This window comes from Halomonas sediminis, assembly GCF_044871105.1.
Classification (GTDB): Bacteria; Pseudomonadota; Gammaproteobacteria; order Pseudomonadales; family Halomonadaceae; genus Vreelandella; species Vreelandella zhuhanensis.
Genome location: NZ_CP085246.1, coordinates 3,378,377 through 3,395,335, shown reverse-complemented (window position 1 = coordinate 3,395,335; position 16,959 = coordinate 3,378,377). Strand labels below are relative to the sequence as shown.

The window sequence follows — 16,959 nt, the reverse complement described above, 5'->3', positions numbered from 1 at the left end:
AAATCAATGAAGACTCACAAGTGGAAACGCAAGGTGAGCAAGAGGGACGCTGACTCAGCGTAAGACAATTTTATGACAACCGGGTGACAGCTAATCCCCGGTGAGCGCTTGCGCCTTAAGTGTAGGGGGAGAAAGTGGCACAAAACCCGCTGCTCGGGCAATGCGCTGCCCTTCGTCGGAGAGAATCAGTTCGATAAAGGCCCGTTCGGCAGCAGGAAGTGGCTCATTCGGTGGTAGGTTGACGTAAAGATACAGAAAGCGCGACAGCGGATAACGGCCGGACTGAATGGCTTCTTCAGTGGGCAGGATGGCTTGAGTCTCCTGCTCGGCTATCCCCAGCGGGTGGACCATCGGCGTCAGATGATTGTAGGCGACATAACCCATGGCGCCGGGAGATTCGCCCACGGCGGCGATGACCGCCGAGGAGCCAGGATATTCACTGATATCACGACGAAATTCGCCGCCGCATAGCACCCGTTGTCGAAACAACCCATAGGTGCCGGAAGCCAGGTTGCGGCCATGCAGGGCAATCTTGCCGTAAGGCCAGTCAAGGGTGGTGGAAAAGGCTTGCCAGCGTCTCAGCGGTGCCTGCGCTCCACACTCCCGGGTGGTGGAAAAGATGGCATCCAGCTGAGCCAAGCTCAGCTGGCGCAAAGGATTGTGACGATGCACCACCACTACCAAGGCATCCAGTGCCACTTTCAGTTCAAGCGGCGGGTAACCATAACGCTTCTCAAAAGCCTGGTATTCCTCGGCTGTCATCCGGCGTGACATCGGCCCCAGCCGAGTGGTACCGGCAAGTAGCGCTGGTGGGGCGCTGGCGGAGCCGCTGGCCTGAAACTGCAGCCGAACGTCGGGGTGGCGAGTCACCAGGGCCTCCCCCCAGCGCAGCATCAGCCCGGCCATGGTGTCGGAGCCTACGGCCCCCAGGGTGCCACTGATATTACCGGCCCATGCTCCGGGTGAGCTTGCCAGCAACGCCACCAGCAGTAACCGGATAAACGGCACGCATGTTCTGTGTTGCGTTGCTTGGACCTTGACTGGATTGCCCATGGCGCTTTGAATGCCGCTGCAGATATTGTAGTAAATAGGAAGTGAGCCGTCTTCGTTCAAGCGGTTGCCCTCTTGTGTTTTCCTGTGCATTTGGCAGTGTATAGCACCACCGAGCCACCATCAGGCCCTTCTTACCATGCCTTTTCCTGAGCTGAGTAAACGATGAAGCGATTGCAAGCGCTGACCTTCGACCTGGACGATACTTTGTGGGACAACGGCGGGGTGATGCAACGCACGGAGCACGGCCATTATGCCTGGCTGAGCCAGTGCCTGGATGTCTGGCAGCACGCTCAGGGGGACGAACCCCTGCAACTTGCCGAGCGCCTGGGGCTGGCCGATTATCAGAGTCGCCGTTTGCAACTGGCGCAAACGCATACCTTGCGGCGTGGCGATTTCACCTGGCTGCGTGAGCGGGCCTTGGCTGAGCAGCTGCAAACTCTGAAACTGCCACGCAGCAGCGCGATCATGTGGGCCGCCGCTGCCATGGATGAGTTTCGCCGCTTGCGTTTGGAGGTCACGCCTCATCCGGAAGTAGTGCCGTTGCTGGCGTCCTTGGGGCAACGCTTCAAGCTGGCGGCGATCACCAACGGCAATATCCACCTGGCCCGGCTGCCTTTTGCCAGCCACTTTAATGTCATGATTGCCGCCGGTGAGATGTTGGCGCCAAAGCCTGATCCGCGGCCTTTTCTGGCGGCACTGGCGCGGATGGGGGTGGCGCCCTCAGCGGCGCTGCATGTGGGTGATTCCTGGTGTGACGATGTGCTGCCGGCCCAGCGGCTGGGAATGCAGGTCGCCTGGATAGCTCCCCTTCAGGCGCCGCCACTTCGCTTGCCATCCGGGGTGCACCGCCTGGCTCACGTAAGTGATTTGCCGGCGTTGATCGAGCGCCTTGCGCCTATGCCTCGTCCAGAGGCGCCAGCCACTGATCCAGGCGCTGCGACAAGGTGTCCACCCCTTCACGCTTGAGCGAGGAGAACAGTTGGATCGACACCAGGTCTTCCCATTCATGCAGGCGTGAGCGAACCTTTTGCAGCGCCGCCTTGGCGGGACCGTTCTTTAGTTTGTCCGCCTTGGTCAGCAAAATATGCACCGGCATTTCGCGTTTGTCGGCCCAGCCCAGCATCATCTGGTCGAATTCGGTCAAGGGATGCCTTACATCCATCAGCAACACCAGGCCACGCAGGCTGAAGCGCTCGCGCAGGTATTCGGACAGGTGACGTTGCCATTCGAGCTTGACCGCCTCGGGCACCTGGGCATAACCATAGCCGGGCAGGTCGACCAGACGCAGGGCTTCGTCGTTGGCCACACTGAAAAAATTGATCAGCTGAGTACGCCCCGGCGTACGCGACGTGCGGGCGAGCCCTTTTTGCTGAGTCAACGCATTGATGGCGCTGGATTTTCCGGCATTGGATCGTCCGGCGAATGCCACTTCAGCGCCTATGTCGGATGGGCACTGGGCGAGTGTCGGCGCGCTGGTCATGAAGCGAGCAGTGGGGTAGTTCAAGCGCTTGATAGGCGCGTTGTCCTGGGGGCTTGTAGGCATGTAGAAAGATCCTGAAAATGACAAAACCGCAAGGGCAATAGCATGCAAACCACTCCTTGGAACAGCGATTTGGATGCAAAGAGGTGAATCTACCCCTAAAGCAGGTCGGGAGTTGCATTCCCGCCGCCTAGGTGATTCGGTATAATGCAAGTGTTTTGTATCTGCGACCTGTGGCGTTAGTGTACCATCGTGCTCTGGCCGGCAGCGACCAACCAACGCCTTGTTCGCCACCGTGGCAGGAGCGGCTCAGCTTGGTAATGTTGATGAAACCGGGCGGCGCCCAGGATGCGTAGCAGTCAATAACCTAACGGCATAGTGGAACAGCAATGAGAAAGTTACTGGCAAGCCTGGCAATTACCATGGGTGCCGTCGGCACCGTTCACGCCGACCTTCAAGCTGACGCCGATGCGGCGGCAGGTCGGGAAAAAGCGCAAGTCTGTGCAGCCTGTCACGGTCAGGAAGGTATTAGCTCCGCGCCTACCTTTCCGCACTTGGCGGGGCAGCAAATGTCGTATATCGCCAAGCAAATCATGGATATCCGTGATGGCAACCGTGTGGTGGCTCAAATGGCCGGTCTGGTCGATGGCTACTCCGACCAAGATGCGTGGGACGCTGCGGCTTACTATTCCGCTAAAGAGCCCAACGTAGGCCAAGCCGTGGATGAAGGTGAATTGTTGGCGCGCGGTGAAGAGCTTTTCCGTGCCGGTGACATCGCCAAGGGCATTCCCGCCTGTTCCGCCTGCCATACGCCGACCGGCCAAGGCATTGGCAGTGCTGTCTATCCGGCACTTTCCGGACAGTTCACTCAGTACACTATCGCCACTCTGAAAGATTTTGCTGCCGGCGATCGTGCCAATGATCCGGGTCGTATCATGCGTGACATTGCCTCGAAAATGAGCGATGACGACATGGCGGCCGTGGCCAACTATCTTCACGGTCTGAATTGATACAGCGCCCGGGAGGGGGTTCGGTTGATTGACGAATCCGGCCATTGCCGGGTTCAGCAGGATCATTGCGAAACGGTTGAGGAACCCGGCGCGGCAAGTGCTGTCGCAATGTTGCTTTCCCACGGAGAATCAATGACATGTTAAAGACGCTAATGGTAGCGGTAGCTGGTTTGACCCTTTCCACGTTGGCAAATGCCACCCAGTTGGTGGAAGGCGAGCATTACACGGTGCTCGACAAACCGGTGGAAACGAAGGTCGAAGAAAGTCAGATCGAAGTCACCGAAGCTTTCTGGTATGGCTGTCCGCATTGCTACAACCTCGAAGACCCGCTTAACGCCTGGGTGGCCGAACAGCCCGATGACGTCACCTTCCAGCGGCTTCCCGCTACCATGGGGGGCGATTGGAACAAGCATGCTCAGGCATTCTATGCCGCTCAAGAGCTGGGAATTCTAGATGCCGCTCATGATGACTTCTTTCATGCCATTCATGAAGACGGTCAGGGCTTGACTGATGTCGATGAAGTGGCCGAGTTTTTCAGTGACTACGGCGTCAGCGTAGACGAGGCGCGTGATGCCTTTACCTCGTTCAATGTGCGTCGCCACGTCAATGAAGCCAACAGCCGTATGCGCGACATGCGCCTGATGGGCGTGCCGGCCTTGATCGTGGATGGTCGTTACGTGATTACTCCCAGCAGTGCGGGTAGCCTGGACAATATGCCGCAGATCGCGGGTGCCTTGGTTGAGCGTGTCCGCACGGAGCGCGCTGAGTAAATGCCCAAGTTGGACATCAAGTTGCCGCCGCATAAAGGCGGCCACTTGCGTCTGTTGACCTTCAATCTTCAGGTCGGCATTCAGACATCAGCCTATCACCACTATCTCACCCGTAGTTGGCAGCACCTTCTGCCTCATCCCCAGCGGTTAAAACGCCTGGACATGATGAGCGACGTGCTCGGCAACTTCGATATTGTCGGGTTGCAGGAGGTGGATGGGGGTAGCTTTCGTTCAAGCCGAATCAACCAGGTGGAGTACCTGGCCATGCGCGCCGGGTTCCCTCATCATTTCCAACAGCTCAATCGCAACCTGGGGCGCATCGCCCAGCACAGTAATGGTCTGCTCTCACATTGGGTGCCCAGCCGGATTGAAGAATATCGCCTGCCAGGCACCTTGCCGGGTAGGGGAGCCATCCATGCCCGCTATGGTGAAGGACCGGATGCGCTGCATATCTTTGTCGCGCACTTGGCGCTTAGCCATCGCGGCCGCGTGCGCCAGCTGAATTACCTGAGCGAGATCATTCAGCCGCTGCGGCATGTGGTGGTCATGGGGGATCTAAACTGTACACAGGATCAGCTGCACGCCCATGAACGTTTCACTAGCGCCTTTCCTCTGCATCCAGTCAAGCCGCTGCTGAGCTATCCTTCTTGGCAGCCGCGGCGTGGACTGGATCACATCCTATTGTCGCAATCGCTTCAGGCAACTAACGTCCGTGTGCTTGATCATCTTTTTTCCGATCATTTGCCCATTGCAGTGGATGTTGCGTTGCCTGAGCAATGCCGCCTGGCATTGCAATAGCGTTATAGCGACGTTTTCAGATCGACGATTTCATACCGATAAGCCTGTGTTGAATGCGATGCGAACGTATATGCAGCGTTGGTTGATTTAGCGTGCGCTTTTGGGCGTTTTTTGGCACTCTGGAGAATAAATCCTACAGTATTGTCCCCCTTTCATAGTGAGAACGCCATGTCCTCCCCGTCCTATTCCGGTGAATTGCCTGCCGTGATAGCCAAACTGGATCGTTGCTCCGAACTGCTGGGCCGTGGCCTTTCCTGGTTGGTTCTGGCAATGATGCTGGTGCAGTTCCTGATTGTGGTATTGCGCTACATCTTCAATGTCAACAGTATCGTCATGCAGGAATCCGTCATGTACATGCATGCCATGGTTTTCATGCTGGCGGCTTCCTATACCCTGCGCCACGATGGGCATGTTCGCGTGGATATCTTCTATCGCGGCATGCGCCCTAAACGCCAAGCGCTGGTTGATCTCGTGGGCACGGTCTTTCTTTTGATGCCTGTCATGGTATTCGTGATCCTCACCAGCCTGGGCTACGTGAGTAGCTCCTGGCGTATTTTTGAAGGCTCTCCGGACACCGGAGGCATCCCCGGTGTCTTTCTGCTCAAGACGCTGATCCCTGCGTTTGCCGGTTTGATGATTCTCCAAGGCCTGGTCGAAGCGGTGCGCCATTGGTGGATTCTGACCGGACGTCTGGTCCCCCTGATTGATGAACAAGAGCCCCACCTCGAGGAACGCATCTGATGTTGGAATTCATGCCACTGGTGCTCTTTGCTGTTATTTGTATCGTATTGATGTTCGGTTATCCGGTGGCGTTATCCCTGGCGGGTACGGCGCTGGCCTTTGCCGGCTTGGGAATGGGGCTGGAAGCCATGGGTATCGATGCCCACTTTGATGGAGGCTATCTCTCGGCCTTTCCCAATCGTCTCTACGGCATCATGACCAATCAAACCCTTCTGGCGGTACCCTTGTTCGTGCTGATGGGGGTATTGCTGGAAAAATCCAAGGTGGCCGAGACGCTCCTTGATGCCATGGCCATGCTGTTCGGCTCGATGCGTGGCGGGCTGGGCATTTCCGTGACCCTGGTGGGAATGCTGCTGGCAGCCTCTACCGGTATCGTTGGCGCTACCGTGGTTACCATGGGCCTGATGTCGCTGCCCACCATGCTCAAGCGCGGTTACAGCGTGCCGTTAGCCACAGGGACCATTTGTGCCACCGGTACGCTAGGACAGATCATCCCGCCATCCATCGCTTTGGTGCTATTGGGCGATGTACTGTCCTCGGCGTATCAGCAAGCCCAGCTTTCCATGGGCATCTTCAGCCCCAAGACGGTTTCCGTGGGGGATTTGTTCATGGGCGCTCTGGTGCCCGGTTTGCTGCTGGTCGTGCTCTACATCACTTATGTGGCCTTCATTTCCTGGTGGAAACCGGAAGCGGCTCCTCCCGCCGACCGCAAAGAGCTGATGGAAGAACTAGGCCACACCGGGGGGTTGGGGCTGCTGCTGTTGAAAGGCATGGTGCCGCCGATTGTATTGATCGTCGCCGTACTGGGTTCGATTCTGGGTGGTTTCGCCACACCTACCGAGGCCTCTGCCGTGGGTGCCTTCGGCGCATTGATGCTCGCGCTTATCTATCGGCGCTTGAGTTTCAAGGTGCTCGGAGAAGTGCTGCGTTCCACCGTCAACGTCACCACCATGGTCTTTCTGATTCTTATCGGTGCGGCATTGTTCTCGCTGGTATTTCGTGCCTATGGTGGTGAAGAGCTGGTCACCAGCCTGTTCGAGGGCATGCCGGGTGGAGTGGTCGGTGCGACGATTATTGTCATGCTGGTCATCTTCCTGCTGGGATTCATTCTCGACTTTATCGAAATCACTTTCGTGGTGGTGCCGATTGTCGGTCCTATCCTGCTGGCCATGGGGGTGGATCCGGTCTGGCTGGGCATCATGATCGCCATCAACCTTCAAACATCCTTTCTTACCCCGCCCTTCGGTTTCGCCCTGTTTTACTTGCGCGGGGTTGCGCCTGACTCGGTACCCACCTCGGCTATTTATCGCGGCGTCATCCCGTTCATCGTATTGCAACTTGCCATGTTGACTGCGCTGGCATTCATGCCACAGTTAGCGACCTGGCTGCCGGATCAGTTCTGACCATGAGAGCTGGCCGCGGTGCTGCAATGCATCTTTGCTCGGTAACGGGCATCTCGAAGCAATCTTCATAACAAAACGAGGGTACATCGCATGAAACTCAAGTCACTTGCCATGGCCGTGGCCATGACCACCGTCGCCTCTTCAGGAATGATGGTGGTATCAAGCTTCAATAACGCAGCCCAGGCCCAGGAAACTTTTGAGTGGAAAATGGTCACCTCCTGGCCCAAGAACTTCCCGGGGGTTGGCCAAGGCCCGGAGCGTCTGGCGGAACTGGTCGAGGAAATGTCCGATGGCCGTCTCACCATCGAAGTGTTCGGTGCCGGCCAACTGGTACCGGGTTTCGAGGTGTTCGATGCGGTGTCCGAAGGCACTGCCGAGATGGGGCATTCCGCTTCTTACTATTGGAAGGGCAAGGCACCTGCCGCTCAATTCTTCGCCGCGGTACCCTTCGGCATGAATGCCCAGGAAATGAATGCCTGGCTGCATTACGGCGGCGGTATGGAGCTGTGGAACGAACTGTATGAGCCCTTCGGCGTCGATGTGTTGGTTGCCGGGGCGTCCGGTGTGCAGATGGGCGGTTGGTATAACAAGGAAATCAATTCTGTCGAGGACCTGGACGGCCTGAAAATGCGCATGCCCGGGCTCGGTGGGGAAGTGATGAATCGCATGGGCGTGGCTATCGTCAACATGCCGGGCGGCGAGATATTCACCTCGCTGCAGTCCGGCGCCATCGATGCCACCGAATGGATCGGCCCCTACAACGACCTGGCCTTCGGCCTGCACCAGGCAGCGGACTATTACTACTATCCGGGCTGGCACGAGCCGACCGTGATGTTCGAGGCGATCATCAACGAAGAAGCCATGGCAGCATTGCCTGCCGATCTGAAGGCGATTCTGAAAACCGCCGTGCGCGACATCAATGCGTCGGTGCTGGACGAGTACACCGCCCGTAACAACGATGCGCTCGAAACGCTGCTCAACGAGCACGATGTCGAACTGCGTCGCATCCCTGACGATGTACTGGAACAGGCCCGCGAGCACTCTGATGATGTGGTGGCTGAGCTGGCCGAATCCAGCGAGCTGGCAGGCCGCATCCATGAATCGTATCGTGACTTCCAAGATAAGGTCGTCAACTACCATGCGATTTCCGAGCAGGCCTATTACAATGCTCGCAACCCGGAAGGCGGCACTGTCGATTGATCTGACGGGATAAAAGAAGCCCTTCAGCACGAAGCCGCCTACGGGCGGCTTTTTGCGTACACTGGGGCACGCTATTTTCAAGGACCGCGAAGCAGGATGTCATGGCAAAAAACTTTATTTCCAATGTATTGACCATTGCCGGCTCCGACCCCTCGGGCGGTGCCGGTATCCAGGCGGATATCAAGACGTTTTCGGCCCTGGGGGCCTATGCCACCAGCGTGGTAACCGCGCTGACCGCCCAGAATACCCAAGGGGTGGCTGGCGTCTGTCCTGTACCGGCGGCATTTATCGGCCAACAACTCGACACCCTGTTGGAAGATGTGCGCATCGATGCGGTAAAAATCGGCATGGTGGCGAGCCTTGATGTCGCCGAGGTGATTGCTCAGGCCTTGGCTCGAAAGCGACCGCGCTGGGTGGTGCTCGATCCGGTCATGGTGGCCAAGAGTGGCGATACGCTCGTGGATGACGCGGGTATCGCTGCCGTACGCGACGTTCTGGTGCCTCTGGCGGATGTCATTACGCCTAATTTGCCGGAAGCTGCCGTCTTGTTGGGGCTACCGGCACCCCGGCGCCGGGAAGAAATGCTGGCGCTGGCGCCTGCCTTGCGTCGACTGCGGGCGAAAGCCGTGTTGCTCAAGGGCGGCCACCTGGAGCAAAACGACTGCCCTGACCTTCTTATCGGTGCTGACAGCTGCGAATGGATGGAAGGCCGACGCGTCGAGACCCCTAACCTTCACGGTACCGGTTGCTCGTTATCCTCCGCGATTACCGCACGGCTGGCCCAAGGCGATGAATTATCTTCAGCGGTAGCCTTTGCCAAGGCTTGGTTGAGCGAGGCTTTAGGGCAAAGCCATCGATTGAAGGTGGGTAAGGGCCAAGGTCCGGTTCATCATTTTCACTGCTGGTGGTAAACGGTTAATCGCCCAAAAGGAGGCAACATGAAGGCATTGATTCAGCGTGTCAGCCGTGCGGATGTCAGCGTCGCCGGTACCAGCATAGGTGCCATCGAACAGGGCCTGCTGGTGCTGGTCGGAGTGGAAAAACAGGATGATCAGGGGGCGGCTGACAAGCTGCTGCACAAGTTGCTGCATTACCGGGTCTTCAGCGACGTCGATGGCAAGATGAATCTCAACGTGCAGCAAGTAGAGGGCGGCATATTACTGGTGCCACAGTTCACCTTGGCTGCCGATACGCGTAAAGGGCTGCGCCCGGGCTTTTCCAGTGCTGCCGTGCCCGCCGAGGGGGAGCAATTGTTTGCTTACCTGCTTGCCCAGGCAAGACGTGCCTGGCCGATTGTCGCCAGTGGGCAATTCGGCGCCGACATGCAGGTATCGCTGATCAATGACGGCCCGGTGACTTTCCTGCTGGAAAGCTGAGGCTCGTGGCTTTCAGCGCTTGGTTAGTCGTTGCTGGAAACTAACTCGGCCTCCATGGCTTCGAGTTCCTCTTCTGCGGCCAGCCATTGTTGTTCGGCGGCATTGAGGCGAGTGGTCAACTCGGCTTGGCGCGCCAATGTCCGGGTCAGCTCTTCCTTGCGTGTACTATCGGTATAGAGGTCGGCATCGCCGAGCTGTTCCTCCACTTGGCTGAGTGCCTGCTGAGTGGTTTCCATCTCACGTTCGACCTTGTCGCGCTTGCGCTTGAGCGGGCGCAATTTTTCGCGCAATTCGGCGGCTGCCTTGCGTGCTGCCTTGCGCTCTTCGCGGCTTTCGCCACCCCCCTGTTCTGCCTGGCGTTCGGCTTTTTCGTTGCGGGTGTCGCGGCGCACGTTTTCCAAACGCGCCTTCAGCCAGGCGCGATAATCCTCGAGGTCGCCATCGAATGGTTCGACGCGATGGTCAGCCACGCGCCAGAATTCATCCACCGTGGCTCGCAAGAGGTGACGGTCGTGCGATACCAGGATGACGGTCCCTTCGAATGCCGCCAAGGCTTCGGTCAAGGCTTCGCGCATTTCCAGGTCAAGGTGGTTGGTGGGCTCATCCAGCAGCAAAAGGTTGGGTTTTTCCCAAGCCACCAAGGCCAATGCTAGCCGGGCTTTCTCCCCGCCAGAGAAGGTCGCCACCTTGCCGAAGGCGTCATCGCCATGAAAGCCGAAGCCCCCCAGAAAATTGCGGATTTCCTGGTCGCTGGCGGTAGGCGACAAGCGCTGAACATGCACAAACGCCGTGGTGGAAAGGTCCAGGCTTTCCAGCTGATGCTGGGCAAAATAGCCGATAGACAGATGTTCACCGGGTATCCGCTTGCCTGAAAGGAGAGGCAATTCACCGATCAGTGACTTGATCAAGGTGGATTTGCCCGCGCCATTGGGGCCGAGCAAGCCGATACGCTGGCCGGGGAGCAATGATATCTTCACCTGCTCCAGCTGTGCGTTCTCGTTGCCTTCTTTGTCACGATAGCCCAGCCGAGCGTCATCCAGCACCAGCAAGGGATGAGACGTCTTGTCGGCGGCGGGGATGGTGAAGTGAAAGGGCGAATCGACATGGGCCATGGCAATGGTACCCATGCGTTCCAGCATCTTGACCCGGCTTTGTGCCTGGCGGGCCTTGGTGGCCTGAGCCTTGAAACGGGCGATGAAACGCTCGATTTCCTCGCGGCGTGCCTGTTGTTTGATAGCTTCGGCCTGTTGCAGGGCAAGCTTTTCCGCCCGGGTACGCTCGAAACGTGAATAATTTCCGCGATACAGGGTCAGTTGTTGCTGATGAACGTGAACGATGTGATCACAGACGGCATCGAGAAAATCCCGATCGTGGGAAATCAGCAGCAAGGTGCCGGGATAACGGGCGAGCCATTGCTCAAGCCACAACAGCGCATCGAGATCGAGGTGGTTGGTGGGCTCGTCGAGCAACAATAGATCCGAGGGCATGAACAAGGTGCGTGCCAGGTTGATGCGCATCCGCCAGCCCCCGGAAAAAGCCGATAATGGACGCTTGAGATCCGCCTGGACGAAGCCGAGCCCCACCAGCAACTGGGCCGCGCGGGATTCGGCACGATAGCCGTCCAAGGTTTCGATCAAGCCATGCAGTTCGGCTTCACGGTGAGCGTCGTCGCGCAGGCGTGCATCTTCCAGTTGAGCTTCCGCATCGCGCAGGGCATGGTCGCCGTCCAGGACGTAGTCGAGAATGGCACGGTCAAGTGTCTCCACTTCCTGTGCCATATGGGCGATTCGCTGGCCCCCGCTCATGTGAATATCGCCACGATCCGGACTCAGTTCACCCAGCAACAGTTTGAACAGGCTGGTTTTACCGGCCCCGTTGGCACCGATGATGCCGGCCTTGACGCCGTCATTGAGGGTAAGGTCGGCGTCTTCCAGTAGCGGCTGGGTGCCGCGTTGCAGGGCAACTTGGCGCAGTGCGATCATGCAGGCTCCCGAATAAAAGGGTAATACGATGGGTGATTCTAACCGATTGGCACACTTGGAGCAGACTCCTCTGTGGGACTTTGCCTTGAAATGGTACTCACGCCCCGGGGTTGAAGCCGCTTGCCTGCGCTTGCAGGAAGAGGCCGGGGTGGACGTCTGCGAATTGCTGTTTCATGGCTGGCTGTACAGTCACGGCTTTCAGGCCTCTCCCGAGCGGGTGGAAAAGTACCGGAAAGAACGCCTGCGTTGGCAGCATGAGGTCACCGCTGTGTTACGCGACTTGCGTCGTGGGCTCAAAGCCGAGGCAGCCGCCAGGCAAGGGGTGTTGGCGCTGAGAGAGACGCTCAAGCAGGCGGAACTTCTGGCAGAGCGTGAAAACCTTCAACGCTGGCAGGAATGGGCGTTGGACGAAACGACCTCTGAAGCTCGCTTGAGAGTGACGCGAGTAGCCTCGGGTAACAGTGCTTGGTGGCTAAGAAATCAAGTAGTTATACAAGCCTATACAGACCGTGATGAAACGCTGGATTATTCATCCTCAACCCTTGAAAGGGCCTGGCAGACGTTGGGACGCCAGCTTGACCCCTTGCATGTAGCGCGCTAGCCTAAATCCAAATTACGTCTGAAATGATTACCATCTTGCTTAAACGCCGGGTAGTAATACCACTTCGGGTAATCTGCATAACCAACGGCTATGCAACCTATTGCAAGGGGAACGACTTGATGAAAACAACCCAGTTGATGAAAAAAAGCAAGCTGCTAACCACCGCAAGTATTGGTGCCCTGCTATTTGGTCTATCGGCAGCCGCACACGCCGACAACTGGCGTTATGCTCACGAAGAATACGAAGGTGACGTTCAGGATGTGTTCGCTCACGCCTTCAAGGATTATATCGAAGAGAACTCCGAGCATTCGGTTCAGGTCTACCGCTTCGGCGAGCTCGGCGAGTCCGACGACATAATGGGACAGACCCTCAGCGGCATCCTGCAATTCGTCAATCAGTCGCCCGGCTTTACCGGCTCGACGATTCCCGAGGCCCAGATCTTCTTCATTCCCTATCTGTTGCCTACCGACATGGAGACCGTGCTCGAGTTCTTCGAGGAAAGCGAAGCCATCAATAAAATGTTCCCGGAACTATACGCAGAGCACGGCCTGGAACTGCTGCAGATGTATCCGGAAGGTGAAATGGTGGTTACCGCCGACGAGCCGATCACCTCTCCCGAGGACTTCGACAACAAGAAGATCCGCGTGATGACTAACCCGCTGCTGGCCGAGACCTACAATGCCTTCGGTGCCACCGCCACACCGCTGCCTTGGGGTGAAGTCTACGGTGGTTTGCAGACCGGCATTCTCGATGGCCAGGAAAATCCCATCTTCTGGATCGAATCCGGTGGTCTGTATGAAGTATCGCCGCACCTGACCTTTACCGGCCACGGCTGGTTCACTACCGCCATGATGGCCAATCAGGACTTCTACGAAGGGCTTTCCGAGGATAACCAGCAGTTGGTACAGGACGCCTCTGATGCGGCTTACGATCATACCATTGAGCATATTCAAGGGCTGGCCGAAAAATCCCTGGATAAGATCATGAGTGCCTGTGAAGAGTGCACCGTGACCCGCCTCAACGCAGAGCAGATGCAGGCGTTCAAGGAACGTGCCCCGCAGGTCGAGGAAAAATACATCGAAATGACCGGCGAAGACGGCCGTGAATTGCTGAACCAGTTCCATGAAGACCTCGAAGAAGTTACCGAGGACTGATATTACTGGCAAGAGCAAACGACAAGGGGGCAGCTAAGCTGCCCCCTTGTCGTTTGTACCTGCGTCCAGCCAGCGTTGAACCGAGCGGCATACCAACAGACGCTTTGCCGCTAAGCTGCTAGGAAGCCATGTTTTTTACTGCATCAACTGCAGAAAAGGGAGTGCGGCCATGTCTGATGAAGAAATTGAAAGAAATTACCGGTCCGGCCTTCCGGGGGTACTCGGCACGGTCGATACGCTAATCAGCAAACTTGAAGCCGTCATTCTGGCAATGGGCGTCCTATTGATGGCTTTCAATACCGTTGCCAACGTCATTGCCCGTTTCGTATTTGGGGAGAGTATTTTCTTTTCCGGTGAAATCAATCGGATATTAATCATCATGATCACCTTTGCGGGGGTCGGTTATGCGGCACGTCATGGACGTCATATCCGCATGTCGGCGATCTACGATGCGCTCCCGGTAGGAGGGCGCAAGGCGCTGATGATCTTCATTTCCCTGTTCACGGCAATGGTGATGTTCTTCCTGCTTTACTACTCGATCTATTACATTCTCGATCTCTATTCGCGAGGCAGGATTCTTCCGGCGCTGGGGTTCCCGATCTGGGTGATCTATATCTGGGTACCATTGGGGTTCTTGATCACGGGCATTCAGTACTTGCTGACGGCTATCAAGAACATGACGACGCGTGATGTGTATCTATCGACCGCCGTGCTTGATGGTTACAAGGATACGGAAACGGAAGTCTGATCTAGGGCGCCATGCCCGGGGAAACGAATAATGACGACGATAATGGTTGTGACCATGATTGCCCTGCTGTTGCTGGGCTTTCCCATGATGGTGCCGCTGATAACCGCGGCGGTCATCGGTTTTTACATGATGTTCAATGGCTTTGGACAAATGGAGACCTTTATTCAGCAGGTGGTGGCGGGTATCCGCCCAGCCTCGCTGATCGCGGTTCCCATGTTCATCCTGGCTGCCGACATCATGACGCGTGGCCAATCGGCGAATCGCCTTATCGACATGGTGATGTCCTTTATCGGGCATGTGAAAGGCGGGTTGGCAGTGAGTACCGCTGCTTCCTGTACTTTGTTCGGCGCTGTCTCGGGTTCCACGCAGGCCACGGTAGTCGCCGTCGGTTCACCTTTGCGCCCCAAGATGCTCAAGGCCGGTTATTCCGACTCTTTCACCCTGGCGTTGATCATCAATGCCAGTGACATTGCCTTTCTGATCCCGCCGAGTATCGGCATGATCATCTATGGAGTTATTTCCGGTACGTCGATCGCCGAGCTGTTCATTGCAGGTATCGGACCAGGGTTGCTGATTCTGTTGATGTTTTCAGCGTACTGCGTGCTTTACGCGGTGATCCGTGATGTGCCTACCGAGCCCAAATCCACCTGGCGGCAACGTCTTTCCGCTGTGCGCTTGGCATTATGGCCACTAGGGTTTCCGGTAATTATCGTGGGTGGTATCTACGGGGGGATCTTCAGCCCTACGGAAGCTGCTGCCGCCTGTGTGCTTTATGCCATTCTGCTCGAGTTTGTGGTGTTCCGCTCACTGAAGATGAACGATATCTATGCGATTGCCAAATCCACTGGCCTGATCACCGCTGTGGTATTTATCCTGGTGGGGGTGGGCAACGGCTTCTCATGGATTATCTCATTTGCCCAGATTCCCCAGGCTATTCTCGAAACCGTCGGGGTCAACGAGGCCGGGCCGACAGGGGTTCTGATAGCCATCTGTATCGCTTTCTTTGTGGCTTGCATGTTCGTCGATCCCATCGTGGTAATCCTGGTGTTGACGCCGATCTTTGCACCGGCCGTGGCAGCGACAGGCCTGGACCCGGTGCTGGTGGGTATCCTGATCACCTTGCAGGTTGCGATAGGGTCGGCGACGCCGCCCTTCGGGTGCGACATATTCACGGCCATCGCGATTTTCAAGCGGCCCTATTGGGATGTGATAAAAGGCACGCCTCCGTTTGTCTTCATGCTGATATTGGCGGCGGCACTGTTGATCATGTTCCCGCAAATCGCGCTGTTCTTACGTGACCTGGCCTTCCGGTAACCGTTCATAAGGAGTCGCTGAATGTTCAATCGTATACTGGTACCGGTGGATGGTTCGAGGGGGGCTTTGAAGGCACTGGAAAAAGCGGCAGCGCTACATTTGCTGACCGGTGCCGAACTTTATCTGCTGTGTGTCTTCAAACATCACAGTCTGCTTGAAGCATCGCTTTCCATGGTACGTCCAGCCAAGCTTGATATACCCGATGAAGCACTCAAGGAGTACGCCACGGAGATCGCCATGCACGCCAAGGCGCATGCTATCGAGCTGGGGGTCGATGCGCTTAGTGTGCGTTCCTTTATCAAGGGGGGGCAGCCGTCGCGCATTATCTCGCGTTTTGCGTTCAAGCATGAGTGTGACCTCATCGTGATCGGTGCCCAGGGCACCAATGGCGAAAAAGGGGCCTTGCTGGGCAGTGTGGCGCAACGTGTGGCGGGCTCGGCTCACTGTCCTACACTGGTGGTGTGATCGAGACGTCTTTCTGAGACTTTCTGATTCGTACTGACAGCGGGCCGAGGCGGATGCAGCCTCGGCTCGCTGGTGTTAGGCTCTGTGTGAAACCGGTTATTGATTGGCGCATGGCGCTTTTTCCTATTAGCTTTTCTTTTTAGCTTTTTCTTATCAATTGTCTAATTAAGGTTATGTAATGAAAACACTGCTTTCTTCTACTGTTCTGACAGGTCTGCTGGTCGCTTCGCCCTGGGCGCTGGCCGCACCGGAAACCGAGCAGGAACAACTGGCCTACAGCCTTGGGGTAACCTTGGGCGAAAGTATGCAGGAAGATATCAGCGATCTGGACATGGATACTTTTACTCAAGGCATGCGTGATGTCTTTGAAGGCAATGAACTTGCCTTGAGTGAAGAGCAGATGGCCGACGCCTTGATGGCTTTCCAGCAACGCTCCCTGGAAGCGCGTCAGGCCGAGGCGGATGAGGCGGCTCAAGCCAACCTGAAAGTCGGTGAGACCTTCCTGGAAGAGAATGCCGCCCGCGAGGAAGTCACCGTAACCGAATCCGGTCTGCAATACGAAGTGGTCGAGTCCGGCGACGGCGCTACGCCGGGGCCTGAAGATACCGTCGAAGTTCATTACGAAGGCATGCTGCTGGATGGCACTGTATTCGATAGCTCGTACGAACGCGGTGAACCGGTCAGCTTTCAGGTCGGCCAAGTGATCGAAGGCTGGCAGGAAGCGCTGCAGCTGATGAGCGTCGGCGACACCTGGATGGTCTATATTCCCGCCGAACTCGGTTATGGCGCACAAGGTCAAGGTCCCATCGGCCCCAATGAAACGCTGACGTTCCGCGTGGAATTGTTGGACGTCGAGTAACCGCC

The 16,959-nt window shown here is 56.8% G+C and carries 18 protein-coding genes; 15 read left to right on the top strand and 3 right to left on the bottom strand.

All coding sequences use genetic code 11. The annotated features are described in order from the left end of the window. Positions 1 to 90: 90 nt before the first annotated feature. A complete protein-coding gene (locus LG290_RS16075; protein ID WP_499837129.1) occupies positions 91 to 1,053 on the bottom strand; it encodes a PstS family phosphate ABC transporter substrate-binding protein in 963 nt (320 codons plus the stop codon). Between the two features lie 162 nt (positions 1,054 to 1,215). On the opposite strand from LG290_RS16075, the gene LG290_RS16070 reads away from it, so the two are divergent. After that, positions 1,216 to 2,019 (top strand): HAD family hydrolase, encoded by an 804-nt coding sequence (locus LG290_RS16070; protein ID WP_499835646.1) that lies wholly within the window; start codon positions 1,216 to 1,218, stop codon positions 2,017 to 2,019. Here the strand turns inward: LG290_RS16070 and yihA are convergent. After that, positions 1,949 to 2,596: a ribosome biogenesis GTP-binding protein YihA/YsxC gene (gene yihA, locus LG290_RS16065; protein ID WP_499835644.1), complete on the bottom strand. Its 648-nt coding sequence runs from the start codon at positions 2,594 to 2,596 to the stop codon at positions 1,949 to 1,951. The two genes, LG290_RS16070 and yihA, sit on opposite strands and share 71 nt — an antisense overlap. Positions 2,597 to 2,922: 326 nt before the next feature. Between yihA and LG290_RS16060 the strand changes: the two genes are divergently transcribed. The 8 genes from LG290_RS16060 (at position 2,923) to dtd (ending at position 9,831) form a co-directional block, all read left to right on the top strand. Beyond that, a complete protein-coding gene (locus LG290_RS16060) occupies positions 2,923 to 3,543 on the top strand; it encodes a c-type cytochrome (RefSeq protein ID WP_499835643.1) in 621 nt (206 codons plus the stop codon). A gap of 137 nt (positions 3,544 to 3,680) precedes the next feature. After that, entirely contained in the window at positions 3,681 to 4,313 is a 633-nt protein-coding gene (locus LG290_RS16055; protein ID WP_499835642.1) for a thiol:disulfide interchange protein DsbA/DsbL, read from the top strand. Further along, positions 4,314 to 5,111, top strand: coding sequence for an endonuclease/exonuclease/phosphatase family protein (locus LG290_RS16050; protein WP_499835641.1), 798 nt, complete (start codon positions 4,314 to 4,316; stop codon positions 5,109 to 5,111). Positions 5,112 to 5,279: 168 nt separating this feature from the next. Continuing rightward, positions 5,280 to 5,852, top strand: coding sequence for a TRAP transporter small permease subunit (locus LG290_RS16045; protein ID WP_499835640.1), 573 nt, complete (start codon positions 5,280 to 5,282; stop codon positions 5,850 to 5,852). Beyond that, on the top strand, positions 5,852 to 7,255 hold the full coding sequence (locus LG290_RS16040) for a TRAP transporter large permease (protein ID WP_160418420.1): 1,404 nt from the start codon (positions 5,852 to 5,854) through the stop codon (positions 7,253 to 7,255). The genes LG290_RS16045 and LG290_RS16040 overlap by 1 nt, the downstream gene beginning before the upstream one ends. A gap of 90 nt (positions 7,256 to 7,345) precedes the next feature. Further along, positions 7,346 to 8,455, top strand: coding sequence for a TRAP transporter substrate-binding protein (locus tag LG290_RS16035; RefSeq protein WP_499835638.1), 1,110 nt, complete (start codon positions 7,346 to 7,348; stop codon positions 8,453 to 8,455). A gap of 101 nt (positions 8,456 to 8,556) precedes the next feature. After that, the gene (gene thiD / locus LG290_RS16030) at positions 8,557 to 9,366 is read left to right on the top strand and encodes a bifunctional hydroxymethylpyrimidine kinase/phosphomethylpyrimidine kinase (RefSeq protein WP_499835637.1); all 810 of its coding nucleotides are present in this window, start codon (positions 8,557 to 8,559) and stop codon (positions 9,364 to 9,366) included. Positions 9,367 to 9,393: 27 nt separating this feature from the next. Next, on the top strand, positions 9,394 to 9,831 hold the full coding sequence (gene dtd, locus LG290_RS16025) for a D-aminoacyl-tRNA deacylase (RefSeq protein WP_499835636.1): 438 nt from the start codon (positions 9,394 to 9,396) through the stop codon (positions 9,829 to 9,831). Positions 9,832 to 9,854: 23 nt separating this feature from the next. Here the strand turns inward: dtd and LG290_RS16020 are convergent, their stop codons facing one another. Continuing rightward, complete coding sequence (locus LG290_RS16020) at positions 9,855 to 11,813, bottom strand: ABC-F family ATP-binding cassette domain-containing protein (RefSeq protein ID WP_499835635.1); 1,959 nt, start codon at positions 11,811 to 11,813, stop codon at positions 9,855 to 9,857. 28 nt (positions 11,814 to 11,841) lie between these two features. On the opposite strand from LG290_RS16020, the gene LG290_RS16015 reads away from it, so the two are divergent. The 6 genes from LG290_RS16015 to bamJ all read left to right on the top strand — a co-directional run bounded on the left by LG290_RS16015 (position 11,842) and on the right by bamJ (position 16,954). Next, on the top strand, positions 11,842 to 12,414 hold the full coding sequence (locus LG290_RS16015) for a TIGR02444 family protein (RefSeq protein ID WP_499835634.1): 573 nt from the start codon (positions 11,842 to 11,844) through the stop codon (positions 12,412 to 12,414). Positions 12,415 to 12,551: 137 nt separating this feature from the next. Then, positions 12,552 to 13,568, top strand: coding sequence for a TRAP transporter substrate-binding protein (locus LG290_RS16010; RefSeq protein ID WP_499837128.1), 1,017 nt, complete (start codon positions 12,552 to 12,554; stop codon positions 13,566 to 13,568). A 169-nt stretch (positions 13,569 to 13,737) separates the two neighbouring features. Next, positions 13,738 to 14,316: a TRAP transporter small permease gene (locus LG290_RS16005; protein ID WP_499835633.1), complete on the top strand. Its 579-nt coding sequence runs from the start codon at positions 13,738 to 13,740 to the stop codon at positions 14,314 to 14,316. 30 nt (positions 14,317 to 14,346) lie between these two features. Next, positions 14,347 to 15,630: a TRAP transporter large permease gene (locus LG290_RS16000; protein ID WP_499835632.1), complete on the top strand. Its 1,284-nt coding sequence runs from the start codon at positions 14,347 to 14,349 to the stop codon at positions 15,628 to 15,630. Between the two features lie 21 nt (positions 15,631 to 15,651). Next, the gene (locus LG290_RS15995) at positions 15,652 to 16,095 is read left to right on the top strand and encodes a universal stress protein (protein WP_499835631.1); all 444 of its coding nucleotides are present in this window, start codon (positions 15,652 to 15,654) and stop codon (positions 16,093 to 16,095) included. 178 nt (positions 16,096 to 16,273) lie between these two features. Then, on the top strand, positions 16,274 to 16,954 hold the full coding sequence (bamJ, locus tag LG290_RS15990; RefSeq protein WP_499835630.1) for a BamJ family beta-barrel-assembly machinery protein: 681 nt from the start codon (positions 16,274 to 16,276) through the stop codon (positions 16,952 to 16,954). The last annotated feature ends 5 nt before the right edge of the window (positions 16,955 to 16,959 follow it).

Coding starts and splice junctions, on each gene's coding strand:
- LG290_RS16060 (WP_499835643.1), top strand. CDS start 2,923: ATGAGAAAGTTACTGGCAAGCCTGGCAATTACCATGGGTGCCGTCGGC.
- LG290_RS16055 (WP_499835642.1), top strand. CDS start 3,681: ATGTTAAAGACGCTAATGGTAGCGGTAGCTGGTTTGACCCTTTCCACG.
- LG290_RS16010 (WP_499837128.1), top strand. CDS start 12,552: ATGAAAAAAAGCAAGCTGCTAACCACCGCAAGTATTGGTGCCCTGCTA.
- LG290_RS16040 (WP_160418420.1), top strand. CDS start 5,852: ATGTTGGAATTCATGCCACTGGTGCTCTTTGCTGTTATTTGTATCGTA.
- LG290_RS16050 (WP_499835641.1), top strand. CDS start 4,314: ATGCCCAAGTTGGACATCAAGTTGCCGCCGCATAAAGGCGGCCACTTG.
- LG290_RS16035 (WP_499835638.1), top strand. CDS start 7,346: ATGAAACTCAAGTCACTTGCCATGGCCGTGGCCATGACCACCGTCGCC.
- LG290_RS16000 (WP_499835632.1), top strand. CDS start 14,347: ATGACGACGATAATGGTTGTGACCATGATTGCCCTGCTGTTGCTGGGC.
- LG290_RS16020 (WP_499835635.1), bottom strand. CDS start 11,813: ATGATCGCACTGCGCCAAGTTGCCCTGCAACGCGGCACCCAGCCGCTA.
- thiD (WP_499835637.1), top strand. CDS start 8,557: ATGGCAAAAAACTTTATTTCCAATGTATTGACCATTGCCGGCTCCGAC.
- LG290_RS16075 (WP_499837129.1), bottom strand. CDS start 1,053: ATGGGCAATCCAGTCAAGGTCCAAGCAACGCAACACAGAACATGCGTG.
- LG290_RS16045 (WP_499835640.1), top strand. CDS start 5,280: ATGTCCTCCCCGTCCTATTCCGGTGAATTGCCTGCCGTGATAGCCAAA.
- yihA (WP_499835644.1), bottom strand. CDS start 2,596: ATGCCTACAAGCCCCCAGGACAACGCGCCTATCAAGCGCTTGAACTAC.
- LG290_RS16070 (WP_499835646.1), top strand. CDS start 1,216: ATGAAGCGATTGCAAGCGCTGACCTTCGACCTGGACGATACTTTGTGG.
- dtd (WP_499835636.1), top strand. CDS start 9,394: ATGAAGGCATTGATTCAGCGTGTCAGCCGTGCGGATGTCAGCGTCGCC.
- LG290_RS16005 (WP_499835633.1), top strand. CDS start 13,738: ATGTCTGATGAAGAAATTGAAAGAAATTACCGGTCCGGCCTTCCGGGG.
- LG290_RS15995 (WP_499835631.1), top strand. CDS start 15,652: ATGTTCAATCGTATACTGGTACCGGTGGATGGTTCGAGGGGGGCTTTG.
- bamJ (WP_499835630.1), top strand. CDS start 16,274: ATGAAAACACTGCTTTCTTCTACTGTTCTGACAGGTCTGCTGGTCGCT.
- LG290_RS16015 (WP_499835634.1), top strand. CDS start 11,842: ATGGGTGATTCTAACCGATTGGCACACTTGGAGCAGACTCCTCTGTGG.